The sequence below is a fragment of the Mycoplasmopsis arginini genome, assembly GCF_900660725.1.
GTDB classification, from domain to species: Bacteria; Bacillota_I; Bacilli_A; order Mycoplasmatales; family Metamycoplasmataceae; genus Metamycoplasma; species Metamycoplasma arginini.
This window is the reverse complement of record NZ_LR215044.1, coordinates 39576-58990: the sequence shown is the minus strand read 5'-3', so window position 1 is coordinate 58990 and position 19415 is coordinate 39576. Positions and strand designations below refer to the sequence as shown.

The window sequence follows — 19415 nt, the reverse complement described above, 5'->3', positions numbered from 1 at the left end:
TGGCAAAAGTGCAAAAAATGTCTTTTTTTTAACTTAAAATAAGACGTTTTTTGGATAAAAAATGAAAATTGGAACTTTTTTAATAAAAAAAACCACAAAGCGTGGTAATAGCATTGGTGGTTTTTATCTTTTTATTAATGAAGAATTTAAATATTTAAATTCAAAATTATTAAATGAAAGTAAGTAAAAATCATTAAAACTGTTATAGTCTTTTACTTTATTTAAAATGTAAAATTCATAAATTGTAATAGAAAATGAAAGTGAAAAAATGTTTGCTAATAATATTATTAATATTCTTGTGATTGCAGAAATTGGAACATTTTCATCTTGCTTTTTATATAAAATGACAATAACGGCAATAATAATCGAAGATACAATTAAAGGAAATAGTATATCTAAAAATACGATTCTTGTAATTGCAAATTTTCTTTGACTATTAAAATTAGGTGTAATAAATGAGTGCATTGCAAAATCGCTGTCAATTTCATTTATTAAATTTTTATATTGAGGTGAAACTAATGTATAACCTAAAATATCGGCAACTAAGTTGATAAAAGTGCTTTTTGTCATTTGTTTTGTTTCTTTAGTTTTCTTATAACGTTCACTTGGTATTTTACTATCTTTAAAGAAAACAAACTTGGATTTATTTCGTAATGAATTAATATATGAATAGTAATGAAAATAGTCCTTGATATAGAATCTTTTTAATAAATCTAAAAAGACAAAAGCCAATAATATTGTTAAAATTCCAGAAATTAAACCGGCTAAGATACTAATAGTAATATCATTAAAAAGTTTAAATCCACTGTCTGATGAATATTTGTTTTCAAAAATAGCTACCATATAAGTGATTAAAAATCACACCATTGTAATTACTGAAAGTAATAAAATTAGATGCCAACTTGAATGTAATTCATGTTTTTTAATCTTTTTTAATTCTTGTTTTTTGTTATTCATTTTATTCCTTAATTATGAAATTATTTAACACAATAATTATAATAAAAAAATACTTATATTAAATAAGTATCTTTCATGATAAGTAAATCGGTAATTTATTTTGTAATTATATGGTGCTCCAGACTGGACTTGAACCAGCACGGCTCTTAACCGGTTGATTTTGAGTCAACTGCGTCTACCATTTCGCCACTGGAGCTTTTAAAATAGCATTAATATTATAAATTATTATTAATAAACTTATATTTTTTTACAAAAAATAAGATATTAAAAAAATAATATAAATCTTAATTTTATTATTATTAATGGATTATAATTTTTAAACTATGAATTTAAAAGAAATTTTTGAATCACAAAAAAAATTAGATAAAGCTTTTTCAGACAATATTTCAAAGAAAGACGAAAGATATTTTAACACTAAAATTGTTATTGCTTTATTAGTTGAACTTGGGGAGTTTGCTAATGAAGTTAAGGCATTTAAATATTGAAAAAAAGATAAAAGAATAAATTGAACTAAAATGTTAGAAGAATTTGCAGATGGAATACATTTTATTACTAGTATCTCTTATCCTTTAGGTGTAGAACCAAATTTAAACCCTTTTATTAAGCATAAAAATTTTAGCCTTCAATTAGCATATACATATAAACTATTTACTAGACTATTAACACAAAAGAATCAAACAAGTGCATTAAAAGCCTATGAAGCATATCTTGGTCTTGGAAAACTTGTTAATATTAATGAAGAAGATATTATTAATTCATATCGCGAAAAAAACAAGAAAAATTACGAAAGAATAGAAAATAAATATTAAAAAATTAACCCCAAATAAAAAGAGGTTAATTTTTATTTAAATTATTCTTATTTTGCCATTTGTTCAGCAACTTCAGCTGCGAAGTCAACAGTCTTTTTTTCGATTCCTTCGCCAACTTCAAATCTTTTAGCATTAATTAATTTTAATTTTGAATCTTCTAAGTATTGCGCTACAGTTTTGCTGTCATCCATTACAAATGGTTGGTATAGTAAAACACCTTTTTCGTTTAATTCTTTTCTTAATAAACCAGCTTTAATTGATTGTTGAATTTTTTCTGGTTTATTTGCTAATGCTGGAGAAGCATCTAATCTGTCGTGAATTTCTTTTAATTCAACTTCACATAAGCATGATTCAAATAAATGTGATGGGTTTAAAGCAGTAATATGCATTGAAATATTTCTTAATGCTTCTTGGTTTGAACCTTCACCAATGATAATTGTTGCTACTCTATTATTTGCGTGTGTATATGCCGCAACAATTTCGCCTTCTTTAGCAACATATTTTAATGCTCTTCTTAAAGTGATTTTTTCACCAATTTTTGCTGTTAATAAACTTGTATGATCTTCGATTGAAATACCATCAATTTTAATAGCTAATAATTCTTCATTTGTTGAAAAATCATTAGAAAATAAAGCTTCACCAATTTTATTTGCAAGTTCGATAAATAATTCGTTTTTTGAAACAAAGTCTGTTTCAGAATTAAGTTCGAAAATAACAGCTACGTTATCTTTAACTAATGCTCTTACAATACCTTCAGCAGCAATTCTTCCAGCTTTTTTAGCAGCCTTTAAAATTCCTTTTTCTTGTAATCAATCGATTGATTTTTCCACATCGTTATCATTAGCTTCTAAAGCTTTTTTAACATCTAGGAAGCCTAAGTTTGTTCTTTCTCTTAATTCTTTAATTTTATTTAAATCTACTGACATAATTTACCTCTTTTTTTTAGATAACTTTATTTATTTTCTTGTGTTTTTGATTCAACTGGTCTACTAAATTTTCTTTCTTTTGTTTCAGCTGATCTTGGGTCTTCTGGTAAAACAATTTCTTCGTTTGATTTATAAGCGAATAATTGTGCTTCACCTCTAGCGGCAGCAATAGCATCTGCTAAGATGGTAATAATTAAAGTTAATGATTTTGCTGAATCATCATTTGCTGGGATTACAAAATCAACTAAATCTGGATTTGAGTTTGTATCGTGAATAGCAAAAACTTTTAATCCTTTTCTTTTTGCTTCTCTAATAGCTATTTCATCTTCAATTGGAGATGCAACGATCATAACTTGAGGCATTTGAGCTTTGTTAGCTAATTTTCTAATACCACCTAAGTTCTTTTGTAGCTTAGCAATTTTCTTGTCATTTAAAAGACCTTCTTTTTTGGTGTAACCTTTGTAACCATTTTTTTGTAGTTCTTCTAATCTTTCCAATTCTTTAACACTTTTAAAAATTGTTTGTGAGTTTGTTAAAGTTCCACCTAATCAACGTTCTGAAACATAAACTGAGTTTGTTCTTGATGCTGCTGCTTCAATAGCTGATTTAGCTTGTTTTTTTGTACCTACTCAAATAAATGAAATTGGTTTTTGAGCCATTTTATTTAGTAGTTTGTAAGCATATTCTAATGTTTTTTGAGTTTTAGCAATATCAATAATATGAATACCAGCTCTTTTTCCATAAATGTATTGTTTCATTTTTGGGTTTCAACGGCTAACTCTGTGTCCAAAGTATGTTCCAGCTTCTAATAATTTTTCTCTTGAAACAATAACTGGTTCTGTTGAAACTGTTGTTTTTTGTTCAACTTGTTTTTGTTCTGACATATTTTTTCCTTTGTTATAAAATTGTTTGTTTTTTAGCTTCCTATTATTTCTAACAATTAACACCATTTTTTTTATTGGCACATGCAATTGAATCCATAATAGTGTTTGATAAATTAATTTTAATTGAATAATTTATCGATACTTTTTTATATATAAAAAGTACTCTAATATTTTAACATAATTTTATTTTTTAGAAGACTGTTCTTTAGAATTTTTTATATCATAAAAATAATCATTTATTAACTTTATTAATCCATATTCCATTTAAACAGGAAATATAATATATTTTATAATGAACCCCAAAATTTGGACCAAATAATTTGAAAAAACTTTTGATGTTCATTATATAATTTAACTTTTTTATTTTCCATACATTTTCCTTTTATTTATTATTTTACATACATTATTATTTTTTGAAATAATATTAAAAAATATCCCCAGCAAGTGCTGGAGATTTTTAATATATAAAATTAAATAATTTTATAGTAATTTACTATCACTTAACATCTTTACGTGATAAAGGCATTGACATACAACGAGCGTTACCCATACCTAATGATAATTGGTTACCGTGGAATGGAAGAACTTTAATGCCTGCAGCTTCTAGAGCAGCGTTTGTTTTTTCGTTACGTGAGTAACCAATTACAACACCTGGTCTAATTGCTAAGTAGTTTGTACCATCGAAGTGTGTTTCTCTTTCGATTTCCATTTGTGAAGCACCTTCACCTGCGATAGGAATTAAAACTGGTTTTTTGTTAATGATTGATTGTAATAATCCTTCTAGAGGTAATCCGTTTTCAACTGGTTGTGGTTCTGCTCCACCGTTTACTAAGTCATAATCTCAGAATTTAAATACGTCATTAGCGATTGGTGAGTATAGGAATTTGTCCTTGTCTAACATTGTTAGTCATGTGTCTAAGTGCATTAAGTTTGTTCATTTTGGAACGTTAATTGCAACAATACGTTTGAATTCACATTCTTTATTAGCAACAATGTTTTTAGCTAATAAAGTAACTGTTTGTAAGTCAGTTCTTTCAGAAACACCAACTACTAATGTGTCATTGTTGTAGATAAATACGTCCCCACCTTCGATTGATAATTTTAGTGAAGGGTCGTAGTATCATGGAGTGTTAATTAGTTTAGGGTGATTTGAGAATACAAATCTTGAGAATAATGTTTCACGTTGTCTAACTTTGTAACGCATGTAGTGGATTGTTACACCATTACCTACTGATGCAAATGGGTCACGTGTGAAGTATAGGTTTGGCATTGGGTCAACGATTAATTCGTGATCTGCTTCGATACCTAAATCGTATTTTGTGATCCCTGCCATCATGATTTCTACTAATTCTCTTGATGTTTTTTTAGCTTTTAAGAAGTTTCTTACAACTACTTTGTGTTCTTCTGATAGAACTGGTTCTGAGTCTTCTAAAAATTCTTCGATTAATTTGTCTTTAGCTTCTTGTGATGCTAAATCATATGTTTCAGCAACTAAATCAATTAATTCAACAACATTGATGTCGTTTGCTTTTAATTCTGCTACGAATTGTTTGTGTTCTTTTCTAGCATCGTGGCTTTCTAAGATAGCTGAGAATAATAATTCATCTAGTCTAGCTGGTGTAATATAGTCAATTTCGCGTCCTGGTTCGTGAACTAGAACTGATTCTAATTCACCAATTTCTGAATAAACGTGAATTCCTTTAAATTTACTGTCAAATACAGACATTGGGTTTTCCTTTCAAATAAATGATGTTATTTATGTATAAATAAGCTAGTTCCTTATTTAGATAAATCGCTTAATTTATACAGTTATATTATACTATTATATTATACTATTTTTTTATTTTTTCTACTTTTAGTCCTATTTTTAAAAGAAAAAATGTGTTTTTTGTTATTTTTAAAAATTATTATTTTTCTTTTTTTCTATTCTTAAATTATTTTTTACCTAATTATTAGTTGAAATTTATATTTTTCAAAAATTACAAACTATATTTTCGCTAATTTATTTTATAATTATTAAATATTAGTTTTTATAGTTATAATATACAGATATAATATAATAAATAAAAATCACTAATTCATTATATAAAGAGGGATTATGGCTGAAAAAGAACAATACAAAACATTACTTGATGTCGCTGAAGAAATTTTACAAGAAAAACAAAATTTAGACTTCTATACATTATTTAACTCAATTCAACAAGTATTATTTGAAAGATGAAGAAACGAAAATGATGAAAATGTTTCTGATGAACAAATATTATTAAGAAAACGTGGCGAGTTCTACCGTTTATTAACAGTCGACGGTAGATTCTTTCACAATATTGATGGTACTTGAACAACAATAAGACCTGATTTTAAAAACTAGTCTTTTTTTACTGACTAGTTTTTTTATTTTTTTATGTTAGTTAGTGCTAAAGAAATTTTAAAAAAGGCCTACGAAAATAAAAAAGTTGTTTTTCACATCAATATAAATAATTTAGAATGAACTAAACAAGTTTTACTTGCTGCAAATGATTCTAATAAACCTATCATTTTAGGAGTTAGCCCTTCAGCCGCTAAATATTTTGGCGGCTATAATGTTTGTTATGCAGTAGTTACTTCATTAATCAAAGATTTAAATATTACTACCGATGTCTGTTTACATTTAGATCACGGAAGTTATGAAGATTGTCTTAAAGCACTTGAAGCTAACTTCACTTCACTTATGTTTGACGGCAGCAAAATGCCTTTTGAAAAGAATCTAGAATTATCAAAAAAAGTGTTGCAATTATGTAAAGAAAAAAATGTATCTTTAGAATGTGAAACCGGAAGAATTGGTGGTATTGAAGATAAAATAGTTTGCGAAGTTGTTTACACTAAAATTAGTGAAGCTGTTGCTTTTAAGGAAATTGGTATTGATATGCTCGCAATTGGAATTGGCAATATCCATGGTGAATATCCGAGCGATTGAAAAGGAATTAATTTTAATTTGTTAAAAGAAATTAATGATGCCGTTAAAATGCCTCTAGTTTTGCATGGTGGATCAGGTATAAGTGAAGAAGATATAAGGAAATGTATATCTTGTGGCATTACTAAGATAAATATCAATACCGAACTTCAAATTGAAAATGCAAGAGCGATAAATGAATTTATTATTAATAATAATATTATGGAAGACAAAAATTATAATCCAAGAAAGCTATATAAAAAAGCAAATGAAGCTCTATATAACAAAGCAAAAGAGCTGTTAAATAAATTTTAATTACGAGGAAAAATTTATGAAGAAAAGAACTAAACTAATACTATCAGGATTGGCTACATCATTTGTTCCACTATCTGCTATTGCCTTAATTTCATGTAGCAATAAAGAAGAAAATGAAATAAAAGAAATTCAAGAAAAAATAAAAAGTTTGGATAAGGAAAATCCAAATATTATTGATAATGCGCTTTATTCTTATGCAAAAGCTGTAATCGAAAGTTCACCTAAGGATTTTTTAAACCAAAGATCTAAATACTATATTAAGAATCTTTTATCTTTATTGGAATTTACACAAAATTCGCCAGTTTTACTTGATAAATTGCCAGAAGGTCTTAAAAAGCCAGAAGAAAAATTAAAAGTAATTTATGAATTATTTCATTTTGTTGTTAATATGGAAGGCTTTTTGGAAAAAAGTGAAATACATAAAATAACACCTGATTTTTTAGACATACGTGATGTTTTAACTAAAAAACGAATTTTTAGCGTAGAAGAATTTGATAACGTTGTAAAAAGATTTATTGTTTTAAATAAAAAGGTTAGATCTTTAATTAATAAGAAGATTCCTAACTGAGATAATTGAAAAATTGCAATTCTTAAATTGAAATATGGTTTCTTATTTAACCCTGATAACACAATAAATAATGAAGATCTTGATCAAATATATAAAATAGAACCAAGTCCGCAACCACAACCAGAGCCAGAGCCTGAACCTCAACCAATACCTGAGCCAGAAGATAACAATAAAGAAATAAAAATTACAAATAAATCTATTGTTGTTAATGATAAAGAATATAATTTTTCAAATAGATTCCAAGAAGGTCTTGCTACTGAAGTTAAATTGGTAGATGTTAATGACGGAGATACAGCAAAATTCAATAGTATTTTAAGTAATGAAGAAAATAAATTTAGATTTTCAGGAATCGACACACCTGAAACATGATTTAAAGATAATAATGGGGACTTCCAGCCAACAAATGGTAAACAATATAAGTATGGTACGTTAGCAAAAAAATTCACTATATCTAATCTTGAAGAAGCGAAAAGAATTTGAGTTATTCCTCAAACTACAATTAGTGAAAAAAATACTGATGAAGGAAGATTTTTCTTTGATCCATACGGAAGAATCGTCGCAATAATTATTATTGAAAAATCAAATGGTAAATTTATTTGCCTTAATAATGAATTAATTAAAAATGGTCATAGTAAAGTAGAATATATTAACTTAAATTCAAAAAGCAAGTATTACACTAAAAATGAAAATTATTATCATTGAATTAAGAAAAGTGAAAGACAAGCTAGAGAAAAGAAAATAGGAATTTGAGGCGATAAGATTGAAGAAATATATCCTCCAAAAGGCAAAAGATAAGAAAATTTTAGGTTTCTTATCTTTTATTTCTTATTTTTTTCATGATATTAGTATATAATTTACATTGCTTAATTAAGGTATGGGTAAGTACTCAAGTGGTCGAAGAGGCGGTCCTGCTAAGACTGTAGGGGTGTATAAAGCACCCGCGGAGGTTCAAATCCTCTCTTACCCGCCATTTTTTTTATACATTTTTTTAAATTATAAAATTGAATTAAAAAACAGCTCCAAAAAATATTAGGGCTGTTTTTTTATTATTAAATTACATTTTTTCAGGAATATCTAAATCCATCAACTTCATTGCATCTGCTAAAACTGTTTTTACTGCCTTAACTAAAGCTACATAACTTTCTTCATTTGGTGAATCGATAACTTTAACATTTGAATAAAATGAATTAAATGCTCCGGCTAATTTTAGTAAATATGGAGGTAATAAATTAACTTTATATGTTTTAGCCATAGTTGCAATTAAATCTGGATATTCTTTCAATTCTGAAACTATTTTTTGTGAAAACTCATCATTTAATTCGAATGCTTTAGGATTTTCATAATTAAATTTTTGTAATAATTGAACACAACGAGCATGTGCATATTTGATAATGTACATTGAGTTTGTTTCGTCAGTGCTTGTAACTTTTTTAATATCAAAATCAATTTTTGAATTATATGATCTTTCAATTAGGAAAAATCTAATTGCATCTTTTCCAACTTCATCCATTAATTCTCTTAATGTTAAAGATGTTCCAAGACGTTTAGACATCTTGATTTCTTTGCCATCTTTCATAACTCTAATTAATTGGAATAAAATAATTTCTAATTGATCTCTACGATATCCTAAATCCTCAAAAGCAAATTTTACCCGTTCAACATAACCCGAGTGGTCAGCTCCTCAAATATCAATAATTTTACCTTTTTCAGGATCTTCTAATTGTCTAAATTTTTGTTCATGGTAAGCAATATCTGCACATAAATAAGTTGATTCACCATTTCTTTTAATAATAACTCTATCCTTATCGTCTTTTCCACCTTTTGTTGTTTGCAATCATGTTGCACCATCTTTAACATAAGTGGTTTTTAATCTTCTAATTGCTGGTCAAACTAAATCTTTTTCATATTGAACTTTTTCTGATGTATACAAATCAAATCAAACTCCAAAGTTTTTTAAATCTTCCTCAATATTTTTTAATGCAATTTCTCTACCAAATTCTCTAAAGATCAATTCGATTTCTTTTGTATATTCAACACCTTTATATTTATCTTTGTATTGTTCATAAAATGATTGCGCAAATATGATATTATCTCCACCACGGTATGCGTCTTCAGGTAATTCATATGAAGGATCAAAAATTTGTTGATATCTTGCAAAAATTGAAATTGCTAATTTATTCATTTGATTTCCGTAGTCGTTAACTAAATATTCCCTAACTACTTTATGGCCGGCTTTTTCTAAAATATTACATAATGTTGCTCCAATTGCTGCATTTCTTGCATGACCAATATGCAAATATCCTGTAGGGTTTGCTGAAACAAATTCTACATTTATTTTTCCTTTATTTTCTTTTGAAAAACTTCCATATTCAGAACCTAATTCATTAATTAAATTAACAGTATCAGCTAAAACTGAATTAGATACTCAAAAGTTAATAAATCCAGGTTCAGCAACTTGGATTTCACTAATTTGTTTATACTTATTTAAATCAATATTTTTTACAATTTCTTGAGCAATTTCAGTTGCTTTTTTTCTTAATTCTTTTTGCAATGTTAATGCAATGTTTGTAGAATAATCTCCGTAGTTTTTTGCCTCTGTCAATACTACTGTTTTGTTTATTTTTAATTTGTCTAAAGCTTCATTAATCGAGCTTATAATAATTTCTTTTGCCGTTTTCATATTTTATTATTATATAATAAATTTACCCTTTTTCTTATATAATGTTCTTTATGAAAAAATATTATTTATGCGGTCCAACTGTTTATAATTATCCACATATTGGCAATCTAAGACCTACAGTAACTTTTGATATTATGATTCGTGCTCAAAGATATTTAGGAGAGCAAATTTTTTATTTAAATAACATTACTGATATTGATGACAAAATTATCAATAAAGCAATTGAAGAGAATAAAACTGAAAATGAAATAGCAAAAAAATACGAAGAATATTATTTAAATTTATTTGAAATCTTTAACTTAGAAAAACCTAATAAGATAGTTAGAGTAACAGATTCTTTACAAGATATGTATGATTATATTCAAAAAATGATTGACAAAAAAGCAGCTTATCAAGTTGGCGGTAATGTCTTTTTTGATGTTTTAAAATTTAAAGAAATTTATGGTTCAGTAAGTAATCAAAAATTAGAAAACTTAATTAATGAAGAAAATAATGAACTTAACAAAAAGAATGTTCAAGATTTTGCCTTATGAAAAGAAACTGAAAGAGGAATTAAATACGATAGTCCTTTTGGTTTAGGGCGGCCAGGTTGACATACTGAATGTAGTTGTTTTATTGATAAATATTTCAATGGTGAAACAATTGATATTCATGGAGGTGGAATTGATTTAATTTTTCCACACCATGAAAATGAAAATATTCAACATTATTCTATTTATCAAAAACCAATTTCTAACGGTTGAATACACTTTGGAACACTTAACTACAAAAATCAAAAAATGTCAAAATCAATTGGTAATTTGATTTTTCCACATGACTTTATTAAAAAGTACGACCCAGATACATATAAACTTTTGATACTAACAACAAACTACACTAAACCAATTAATTTAACTGACGAAATTTTTGATTCTTTACAAAAAACTATTAATAAGTTTAAATTTATTAACAATACTGTTCAATTAAAAAACATTAATTTCGAACTATATGACATTAAAAGAGTTAATGAAGTAATTAAAGGAGCTGCTGATTTAAACTTTTCTTTTGTTTTTAAAGAAATAATGGAACTTTCAAAGAAAGAAGAAAATTTTACAACTTTAATTCAAATTATGAAATTATTAGGTTTTCAATTTCCTGATTTAAAAGTTTCACAAGAAATGAAAGATAAATATTTGGAATGAAAGAAATACGTTGAATCCAAAGAATATGAAAAAGCTGATGAAATTAGAAAAATATTAAAGGAACAAAATTTAATTTAATGAAAAATTTTATTTATGGTAAAAATTCTGTCTTAGAAGCTTTAGAAAATAATTTTCCAATTATAAGAATCTATTTGCTAAAAGGTTTAGAAAATAAGTCAATTAAATTTAAAAATATCACTTATCTTTCAATGAATGAAATGAATAAAATAACAAATGGAAACCATCAGGGCTATATTGCTGAAATCGCACCTTTTAATTATCATGATATTCATACAATTTTGAAAGATAAACCTGAAACTGTATTAATTTTAGATCATATACAAGATCCACAAAATTTTGGAGCAATTATAAGATCTTCTAATGTCTTTGGAATTAAACATATTATTATCCCAAAAGATCGAAGTGTTGATGTTACCCCAACTGTTTTAAAAACATCATCTGGCGGATTTAAAAATGTAAAAATTATTAAAGTAACAAGTTTATTTGAATTTATTGAATTTTTGAAAAAAAACGGTTTTTGAATTTATGCAACCGCTTTAAATGACAAGGCAAAAATTATTTCTAAAACTAATTTCAGTTTTCCTGTTGCCTTAATTATGGGTAATGAAGGATCAGGAGTTTCTAAAACTTTATTAAAACACGCTGATGAAATAATTTACATTAAACAAGATAGTGAAGCCGTTCAATCGCTAAATGTTTCAGTTGCAACAGCAGTATGCTTGTATGAAATTTTCAATCAAAAAAATAAATAATAAAATAGCCGGGATTAGAAATCCCGACTTTTTATATATATAAATTTAAAATTAATTTAAAGTAACTTTTGTACCTATTTTTTCGGCAATAATGTCTTCTAAATCTTTTAAATCTCCGATGAAAGCAGCTTTTCCGCCTTCTTCAACGAATTTAATAGCAGCTTGTACTTTTGGTAACATGCTTCCTGGAGCAAATTGTTTTTCTTCAATGTATTTTTCTAATTCAGCTTTTGTTGCGTGTTTTAGATCTTTTTGATCTGGTTTTCCAAAGTTTACTTTAACATAATCAACTGCTGTTAAAACGATGAAGTAATCAGCGTTTGTTAAAGCAGCCATTTTAGCTAAAGCAAAGTCTTTGTCGATAACACCATCAACACCATTGATGAATCCATTTTCATCTTTAACAGTAGGGATACCACCACCACCACCAACGATAACTGTAGCACCTGAGTTAATAGCATTTTTCATTTGGTTAATACCAACAAAGTTGATTGGTTTTGGAGAAGCAACAACTTTTCTAAATCCACGTCCAGCATCTTCAACAATAACACTATTTGGGTTAGCAACTTCTGCTTCTTCTCTTGAAGGGAAGAATGGACCAATAGGTTTAGTTGGGTTTAAGAAAGCAGGGTCTTTAGGATCTACTAAAGTTTGTGTTAAAAGATATAAAACTTCTTTTTCTTCAATTCCTTCCTCTTTGAATGAATTAGTAATAGCATTTACCATGTGGTAACCAATATATCCTTGTGACATAGCACCAGCTTCTGGTAAAGGAACTAATGGTGATTTAGGGTTAACTGAAGCAGCACTTACAAAGCCGTTAAAGATCATACCAACTTGTGGTCCGTTACCGTGGCCAACAATAACTTCGTGTCCAGCTTTAACTAGTTCTGCGATTTTTTTGGCAGGAATTTTAACTAGTTCTTTTTGTTCTGCTGGGTTGTTTCCTAAAGCGTTTCCGCCTAAAGCAATAACAATTCTACTCATAATTAGTATCCTATTGTAGCTAGAATAACTGCTTTAATTGTGTGCATACGGTTTCCAGCTTGTTGAATTGATTTGTTGTATTTTGATTGGAATACTTCGTCAGTAACTTCCATAGCACCTGTTGCAACAACTGGGTATTTTGCACCAAGTTTTTCTTTAATTTCAGCTGAGAATAAAGTTTTGTCATCGTGGAATGCTGGTAAGCAGTGTAAGAAAATAACGCTTTCTTTTGCTGCTTTCATCATAGCCATGTCAACTTGGAAAGCACCTAATTCTTGAATACGAGGTTCAAATAATTCAAATGGTTCACCTAATGATACTCAAACGTCTGTGTAGATAGCATCTGCATCTTTAGCAGCTTCTAATTTGTTGTCTGAGAATGAAACTGATCCACCATTACGTTCAAATAGTTTTTGAACTGCTTCGTAAACTGCTTTATGGTCTGGACCATTTTTAACAATTTCTCATTGTGCTTTTGGACCACACATAACAATGTGTACACCAAAGAATGCAGCACCGATCATTAATGAACGAGCAACGTTGTTTTTAATGTCACCTGCGAAAACAATTTTCTTTCCTCTTAGGTCACCAACAAATTCTTTAAATGTTAAGTAGTCAGCTAACATTTGTGTTGGGTGTTCAGCATCGGTTAAACCGTTTCATACTGGAACACCTGAGTATTTAGCTAAAGCTTCAACATCTGATTGTTTGAATCCACGGAATTCAATACCGTCGTACATTTGACCTAAAACCATAGCTGTATCTTCAACTGATTCTTTTTTACCAAAGTTTGATCCTGTAGGTCCGATGTATGTACAGCTTGCTCCTAAATCAGCAGCAGCAACTTCGAAAGCACAACGTGTTCTAGTTGAGTCTTTTTGGAACATAATAACAATATTTGATCCTGTTAGAGGACGGTTGTTAACATGTAATCCTTGCATTTTAGCTTTCTTTAATTCTCAAGAAAGATCTAAAAGATAGTTAATTTCTTCGGTTGTGAAGTTTAGAGCTGTATCTAAACTACGACCTTTTAAATTCATTGGCATATAATAAATCTCCTAGTATATTTGTTTATATGTTTTTTTATTTTTTTAGATAGACTTTTAATTTTTAGTGTTTTTAATTTATTAAATAAAACACGTTGAAATTATAACATTTTTTTATCTTTTTTAGTTTTTTGGCTACTTTATTTATTTTTATAAAATAAATTAATATTTTGACAAAAAAATATTATAAAAAAGTCAACAATTATAACTGTTAACTTTTCTTGAGTAATTAATGTTTTTTAATTTTTCTTTATTTTAAAAAAAATAATTTTTTTCCATTTGTTTTAGTTTTCTTGATTATTTTTAGATAATTCTTTATTGATTTTCTTAAGTTCTTCTAAAATAAGTTCTTCGGTTGTTAAAACAACTTTTTCTTCTTTTTCTTCTTCAATTGGCAATTTTTTAGCCTTGTGATACTCAATTGAATTTTTAATTAAATAGAATACAAATAAAGTTATAAAAATAAATGCTGATACGATAATAAATTGAATTAAAGCGGCTAAAAATTCTCCTAAAAGAATATTACCAACTTTAATTTGCTTAACTTCTTGAACATCAAATAAAGAAGTAATGGCTGCCATAATAATATCTTTTGCTAAAGAAGATACAACAGCACCAAAAGATGCCCCTAATAAAAGTCCAATAGCTAACATAAAAATGTTGCCACGTTTTAAAACAGAGTTTGCATCTTTAAATGATTTTTTAAAATATTTTCTTTTTTCTTCTAATTCTTTTTTAGTCATTTTTATAATCCTTTTGTACTAATTTTCTATTGTTCTTTTTTTAGCAATAATACCAATGTTTCCAATTCAAGAAATAACTCATAATATTGGGAAAATAGTGGTAATAAATAAAATAATCTTTCCAAATGTTTGTTGTTTTCAGCTAGCTATCGATAAAATAACAACGTCAATAACATAAGTTAAAAATCTTACTGCTGATCCTACTATTAAAAGTATTCCTCAAATAGAATTTTTTTCAAATGTTTTTTTAATGTCTTCTAATAAAACTTGAATTCCGTCATTTGCATAATCACGAGAATTATCTTGCATTATTTTTTCAAGTCCCCTATATAGAAAATAAAAACTAATTGCTAAAACAATTACTAAGAAGAATTTAATAATTAGATTAGCAAGTGATAATGATCTTTCTTTTGTCATTTAAAATCCTTTTCTTGTTTTTTGTTAATTTATATATAACTATAATTATAATATTTGTTAAAATATTTAAAATATAATCTTATTCTTTTTAAAAAAATAATAAATTATCGGAGGATTTTTATGAAACCAACAAAAATTTTTGGTTTAGGCGGGATGCAGGAAATAGGTAAAAGTACTTTAATCATTGAGTATGACCAACAAATTTTTATTATTGATACTGGAATTAAGTTTTGTGATAGCTTTGTTACCGGAATTAATGGATCTATTCCTGACTTTACATACTTAACCGAAAATCAGCATAAAATTGAAGGTCTTTTTATCACTCATGGCCATGAAGATCATATCGGGGGAGTTCCTTATTTAGTTCAACAAGTTGATATCAAGAAAATTTTTGCGCCAAGAATAGCAATTCAATATTTAAAATTAAAATTTTCAGATATGAAAATAAAAACTAATGTTGAATTTATTGAAATCAATAAAGATTTAGTTGTAAAGTTTGGCGAGTGTTCAGTTGATTGATGAACTGCACAACATTCAATTCCTGATGCCTTTGGTGTTAGAGTTAAAACACCGAATGGTAGTTTAATGATGACAGGAGATTTTAGATTTGATTACACTCCAATTGGAAACTTAACTGATTTTTCAAAATTAAAGAAAATTGGGGAAGAAGGTTTAGACGTATTATTTTCAGATTCAACTAACGCTATGCGTCCTAACCACTCTCCTTCAGAAAGTGATATTCTAAAAGACATCAAAAAATATATGTTAGAAGCTGAGAAAAAAATTATTGTCACAGCTTTTGCTTCTAACTTAACAAGAATTAAAGCAATAATTGAATTAGGCGCTTCTTTAGGAAAGAAGGTTATTGCTTTTGGTCGTTCAATGATTGACAATATTGACATTGGTAGAAGATTAGGTTATATAAATGCTCCTGATGAAGTATTTATAGATAAAAAACAACTTTCAAAATACAATGATAATGAGCTATTGATTTTAACTACTGGTTCACAAGGTGAAGAAATGGCCGGTTTAGCTAAAATGTCTTACGATAAACACCCTAATGTTTCAATAAAACCAAAAGATACTGTTATTTTTTCTTCTAGTCCTATTCCAGGAAACAGATCAAAATGTGAATTACTAGTTAATCGTTTATATAAATTAGGAGCAATTATTAGAGAAAATGGTGTTGATGGATATTTACATACATCAGGACACGCTTATAAAGACGAACATCGTAAAATTTTCGAATTAACTAAACCTAAATACTTTATGCCATATCATGGTGAATTTAGAATGAGTGTTGTTCATGGTTATACTGCTGTTGAAAGCGGGGTTAAACCAAACAATATCATTATTGCAAAATTAGGTGAAGTTTATTACTTAGAAAATCATAAGATTTCATTATCAGATGAGAAAGTATACTTTGGTCCAGTTTTTATTGATGGAAATATTCTTTCAAAAACTAACTCACAAATTATGAAAGAAAGAATGGAACTAGGACAAAATGGATTTGTTCATGTTATCATTGCTATAAATAAAGAAAAAAATTTAATTTTAGGTAAACCAAGAATAGTTTCTCGTGGAGCTTTCTTTGTTAAAAATTCTTTACAATTAATTGAAGAAGCAAAAAGACTTGTTCATGGTGCAATCCTATACACAATTAAAAATGAAAAAGACTGAACAATACCTAAAATTAAACAATTGATAATAGACCGTTTAGATCCTTTCTTTTATAAAAATAAGCGAAGAAACGTTGTTATTATTCCAACTATTTTACTAACAGATCAAGCTGAAGAAAAAAATACGAAAAATGAAGAGGAAAGTAAAAAAACTAAATCTGTCAAGCAAAAAATAAAGGTAGCCAAGGTTCAAAAAGAGGTTGCTGAGAAAAGAAAAGCAAAAATAAAGAAAAATAACAAAAAAGATAACGAAAAATCTGCTTAAAATTAGCAGATTTTTATATTAATGAACTTAGTCACTCAATTATTAATAAATTAATTTTAACGCTTTCTTCTTCACTTATATTATTCTTAAAATAATCAAAGTTTTTATTTAGTCAATATAAAGCTTGTAGAAAGTTAATTCCTTTTGTATTTTTGGAGTGTTCTAAACAAAGAAAGCCTCCTTTATAAAATTCAAAATCAATTATATTATCTTTATTTTTACATTCAACGCAATGTTCAAAATTTGGTTTAAATCCAAAAACTTCAAGTAAACATAATAATATAAAGCTAAAACTATGGTTTGGTTTTATTTCAACATTATTTAAAAAAATATTATACCTATTAATAAATATTTCAAGGTCTTTGTTATTAATTCTATTTAAAAAGAATAAAGTTTTTTCATAGATATTTTGTAAAGTAGGATTAATCGGAAAATAAGAAACTAAGGTTGCCCTTTTAAGTGTAGAAATATGATCAATAATTCTAGGTTTAATTATTTCTAAATTTACTAAACCTAAAATTGGTAGATTTCTTCTATTTTTAGATTCTACTTTTTGAATTCCTTTAGCAAATAAAAATTTAATTCCACTAGGCAATAAAACCTTTACTACGGCATCTTTTTCAGCAAAATTTTTAATATTTAGAATTATTCCAAGTGTTTCATATTCTCTTTCTTCCATAACCATAATAATTTTACTTTTTAAATCTCAAAAAGAAATAAAAAAAAGCAACGACCTATCTTCCCTTACGGTATTGTCGGCACAGAAGGTCTTAACTGCTGAGTTCGGAATGGAATCAGGTGGGCCCCTTCGTTATGGTTGCTACATGTAATATTATACAGAAAAAAATTTTTTTGTTTTATTTTTAAAAATTTTTTTATAAATAAAAATTAAAATATGGCGTTTCCAGTATACGTAAGTAATCTGGCGCCATATTTTTGTCCTTTGTATAAATACATATAATAACAAAGATCCATTACAAAAAGGACACATTAATTATAATATGAACAGTAAAATAATCGATAATTCTAAAAAAGTTTTTTGTATAAAGATATCAAAAATTAATTCAAAATGAAATTAAAGTTAAAATAAGAAAAATTAATTGATAATCTTAATAACCATCTAATTTTAGATTTCTATTGCGTTTTATTATCAGTTCAAGATTTTGTTCTGTATTTCATTATCCATAAAAACACACTTTCAATAAATACATCATTAATAAAGTAAAAAGATTTTCTTTAATTAATAATTATTATACTTTATTTACACTTTAAAATATAAGCATCTTTTGTTTTAATTTAATTATTATATTACTTAAAAAAATCAAAACAAAATATAGCTCTTTCGCTATATTTCTCAACTTTTTTTGTCATTTTTAGATAGTTTAGAACGATATTTTAAAACTTTATTCTTAAGTTTAATCAAAGCATGATTTAAAGAAGACCTAGATTTAAAAATTTGGTTTTCTGCTAACAATTTAACTAAATCACTTAAGCTACTATCTAAATTTGCTTTTTTAATTTTAAAAAATTTTAATTCTTCTTTTGTAAATAAGCTAGTCAATTTATTTTTAATAATATAGTCATAATTTTCTAAAAATAGTGTATTAGCATTAGCTATTCTTTGTTGATTATAAATATCAAAATTAGTTATTCTATTTATGTTATTGTAGTAGTCTCTTTCAATTTTATATTCTTCTAATTGATAATAAGAATTAATGGCCTCAATAGCTTTTAAGAAATCACATATATGATCAATTTTTTTAAGATAAATCAAAAATTTATTTTGTCTCTTAAGTAATTTAAATTCCAAATTATATTTATTTAATGTAGTCAAACATTCAATTGCTTTATCTAAATCATAAAACTTTAATTCTAAATGGTTTGATGGGCTTTCAAAGTTAGAAATAGAACCGGAGGCTAAAAATATTCCTGAAAAATAATCTCTTTCATATTTTGGTTTTAGATTGTTAAATGTGGTTATGTCAATTAATAAATCATTTTTATGTTCTTGAGTAAAAGAAATATTAAGTTGTTCTAATAAATTTTTAATAAAATCAAAAATGCTTTTATTATTGATTATTAATTTAAAATATGGATCTTCTTTTTTTGAAGTAGCAAAAATTCCACTTAACAAATTTAATTTATCTTGTTTTTTAAGTGGGCGACTAATTAACTCTTCTTTTATTTCTTGTGTAAATGTCTTATTTTCCATATTTTAGTTATATTATCTTAGCATAAATTAATAAATTGATAATA

Annotated in this window: 18 protein-coding genes, 2 tRNA genes and 1 rRNA gene; 8 read left to right on the top strand and 13 right to left on the bottom strand. The window is 26.7% G+C overall.

All coding sequences use genetic code 4. The features are described from left to right. Positions 1–123: 123 nt before the first annotated feature. Both EXC38_RS00260 and EXC38_RS00255 read right to left on the bottom strand, forming a co-directional pair. Complete coding sequence (locus EXC38_RS00260; RefSeq protein ID WP_129694412.1) at positions 124–957, bottom strand: hypothetical protein; 834 nt, start codon at positions 955–957, stop codon at positions 124–126. A gap of 111 nt (positions 958–1068) precedes the next feature. Continuing rightward, positions 1069–1153: transfer RNA gene (locus EXC38_RS00255), tRNA-Leu, on the bottom strand. Positions 1154–1280: 127 nt separating this feature from the next. Here EXC38_RS00255 and EXC38_RS00250 point away from each other — a divergent pair. Next, positions 1281–1766, top strand: coding sequence for a dUTP diphosphatase (locus EXC38_RS00250; RefSeq protein WP_004416140.1), 486 nt, complete (start codon positions 1281–1283; stop codon positions 1764–1766). A 47-nt stretch (positions 1767–1813) separates the two neighbouring features. Here EXC38_RS00250 and tsf read toward each other — a convergent pair whose 3' ends face one another. The 3 genes from tsf to arcA all read right to left on the bottom strand — a co-directional run bounded on the left by tsf (position 1814) and on the right by arcA (position 5302). Then, complete coding sequence (tsf, locus tag EXC38_RS00245; RefSeq protein WP_060823465.1) at positions 1814–2692, bottom strand: translation elongation factor Ts; 879 nt, start codon at positions 2690–2692, stop codon at positions 1814–1816. A 26-nt stretch (positions 2693–2718) separates the two neighbouring features. Further along, positions 2719–3576 carry a 30S ribosomal protein S2 gene (gene rpsB, locus EXC38_RS00240; RefSeq protein WP_004416211.1) on the bottom strand — a complete coding sequence of 286 codons (858 nt, stop codon included), beginning with the start codon at positions 3574–3576 and terminating at the stop codon, positions 2719–2721. A gap of 493 nt (positions 3577–4069) precedes the next feature. Next, a complete protein-coding gene (gene arcA / locus EXC38_RS00235) occupies positions 4070–5302 on the bottom strand; it encodes an arginine deiminase (RefSeq protein WP_004416214.1) in 1233 nt (410 codons plus the stop codon). 372 nt (positions 5303–5674) lie between these two features. On the opposite strand from arcA, the gene rpoE reads away from it, so the two are divergent. The 4 genes from rpoE (at position 5675) to EXC38_RS00215 (ending at position 8358) form a co-directional block, all read left to right on the top strand. Next, positions 5675–5944, top strand: a complete 270-nt coding sequence (gene rpoE, locus EXC38_RS00230; RefSeq protein ID WP_129694411.1) for a DNA-directed RNA polymerase subunit delta — start codon at positions 5675–5677, stop codon at positions 5942–5944. Positions 5945–5977: 33 nt separating this feature from the next. Continuing rightward, the gene (locus tag EXC38_RS00225; RefSeq protein WP_129694410.1) at positions 5978–6820 is read left to right on the top strand and encodes a class II fructose-bisphosphate aldolase; all 843 of its coding nucleotides are present in this window, start codon (positions 5978–5980) and stop codon (positions 6818–6820) included. Positions 6821–6836: 16 nt separating this feature from the next. Beyond that, on the top strand, positions 6837–8183 hold the full coding sequence (locus tag EXC38_RS00220; protein ID WP_129694409.1) for a thermonuclease family protein: 1347 nt from the start codon (positions 6837–6839) through the stop codon (positions 8181–8183). 81 nt (positions 8184–8264) lie between these two features. Next, positions 8265–8358: transfer RNA gene (locus EXC38_RS00215), tRNA-Ser, on the top strand. 84 nt (positions 8359–8442) lie between these two features. Here EXC38_RS00215 and argS read toward each other — a convergent pair. Further along, on the bottom strand, positions 8443–10068 hold the full coding sequence (argS, locus tag EXC38_RS00210; RefSeq protein WP_129694408.1) for an arginine--tRNA ligase: 1626 nt from the start codon (positions 10066–10068) through the stop codon (positions 8443–8445). 50 nt (positions 10069–10118) lie between these two features. On the opposite strand from argS, the gene cysS reads away from it, so the two are divergent. Both cysS and rlmB read left to right on the top strand, forming a co-directional pair. Then, the gene (cysS, locus tag EXC38_RS00205) at positions 10119–11327 is read left to right on the top strand and encodes a cysteine--tRNA ligase (RefSeq protein WP_129694407.1); all 1209 of its coding nucleotides are present in this window, start codon (positions 10119–10121) and stop codon (positions 11325–11327) included. Beyond that, positions 11327–12022, top strand: a complete 696-nt coding sequence (gene rlmB / locus EXC38_RS00200) for a 23S rRNA (guanosine(2251)-2'-O)-methyltransferase RlmB (RefSeq protein ID WP_129694406.1) — start codon at positions 11327–11329, stop codon at positions 12020–12022. Before cysS ends, rlmB begins: the two co-directional genes overlap by 1 nt. Before the next feature lie 51 nt (positions 12023–12073). On the opposite strand, the gene arcC is transcribed toward rlmB, so the two are convergent. The 4 genes from arcC to EXC38_RS00180 all read right to left on the bottom strand — a co-directional run bounded on the left by arcC (position 12074) and on the right by EXC38_RS00180 (position 15215). Next, complete coding sequence (gene arcC / locus EXC38_RS00195) at positions 12074–13009, bottom strand: carbamate kinase (RefSeq protein ID WP_129694405.1); 936 nt, start codon at positions 13007–13009, stop codon at positions 12074–12076. 2 nt (positions 13010–13011) lie between these two features. Beyond that, positions 13012–14055 carry an ornithine carbamoyltransferase gene (gene argF / locus EXC38_RS00190; RefSeq protein WP_060823450.1) on the bottom strand — a complete coding sequence of 348 codons (1044 nt, stop codon included), beginning with the start codon at positions 14053–14055 and terminating at the stop codon, positions 13012–13014. Positions 14056–14339: 284 nt separating this feature from the next. After that, a complete protein-coding gene (locus EXC38_RS00185; RefSeq protein WP_004416229.1) occupies positions 14340–14798 on the bottom strand; it encodes an MscL family protein in 459 nt (152 codons plus the stop codon). Positions 14799–14816: 18 nt separating this feature from the next. Continuing rightward, the gene (locus EXC38_RS00180; protein ID WP_129694404.1) at positions 14817–15215 is read right to left on the bottom strand and encodes a hypothetical protein; all 399 of its coding nucleotides are present in this window, start codon (positions 15213–15215) and stop codon (positions 14817–14819) included. Positions 15216–15335: 120 nt separating this feature from the next. Between EXC38_RS00180 and EXC38_RS00175 the strand changes: the two genes are divergently transcribed. Continuing rightward, a complete protein-coding gene (locus EXC38_RS00175) occupies positions 15336–17159 on the top strand; it encodes a ribonuclease J (protein ID WP_129694403.1) in 1824 nt (607 codons plus the stop codon). 13 nt (positions 17160–17172) lie between these two features. Here the strand turns inward: EXC38_RS00175 and recO are convergent, their stop codons facing one another. The 3 genes from recO to whiA all read right to left on the bottom strand — a co-directional run bounded on the left by recO (position 17173) and on the right by whiA (position 19371). Beyond that, positions 17173–17838 carry a DNA repair protein RecO gene (gene recO / locus EXC38_RS00170; protein WP_223213789.1) on the bottom strand — a complete coding sequence of 222 codons (666 nt, stop codon included), beginning with the start codon at positions 17836–17838 and terminating at the stop codon, positions 17173–17175. A gap of 42 nt (positions 17839–17880) precedes the next feature. Further along, positions 17881–17984 (bottom strand): 5S ribosomal RNA (gene rrf, locus EXC38_RS00165). A gap of 520 nt (positions 17985–18504) precedes the next feature. Further along, positions 18505–19371 (bottom strand): DNA-binding protein WhiA, encoded by an 867-nt coding sequence (whiA, locus tag EXC38_RS00160; protein WP_129694401.1) that lies wholly within the window; start codon positions 19369–19371, stop codon positions 18505–18507. Positions 19372–19415: the final 44 nt, after the last annotated feature.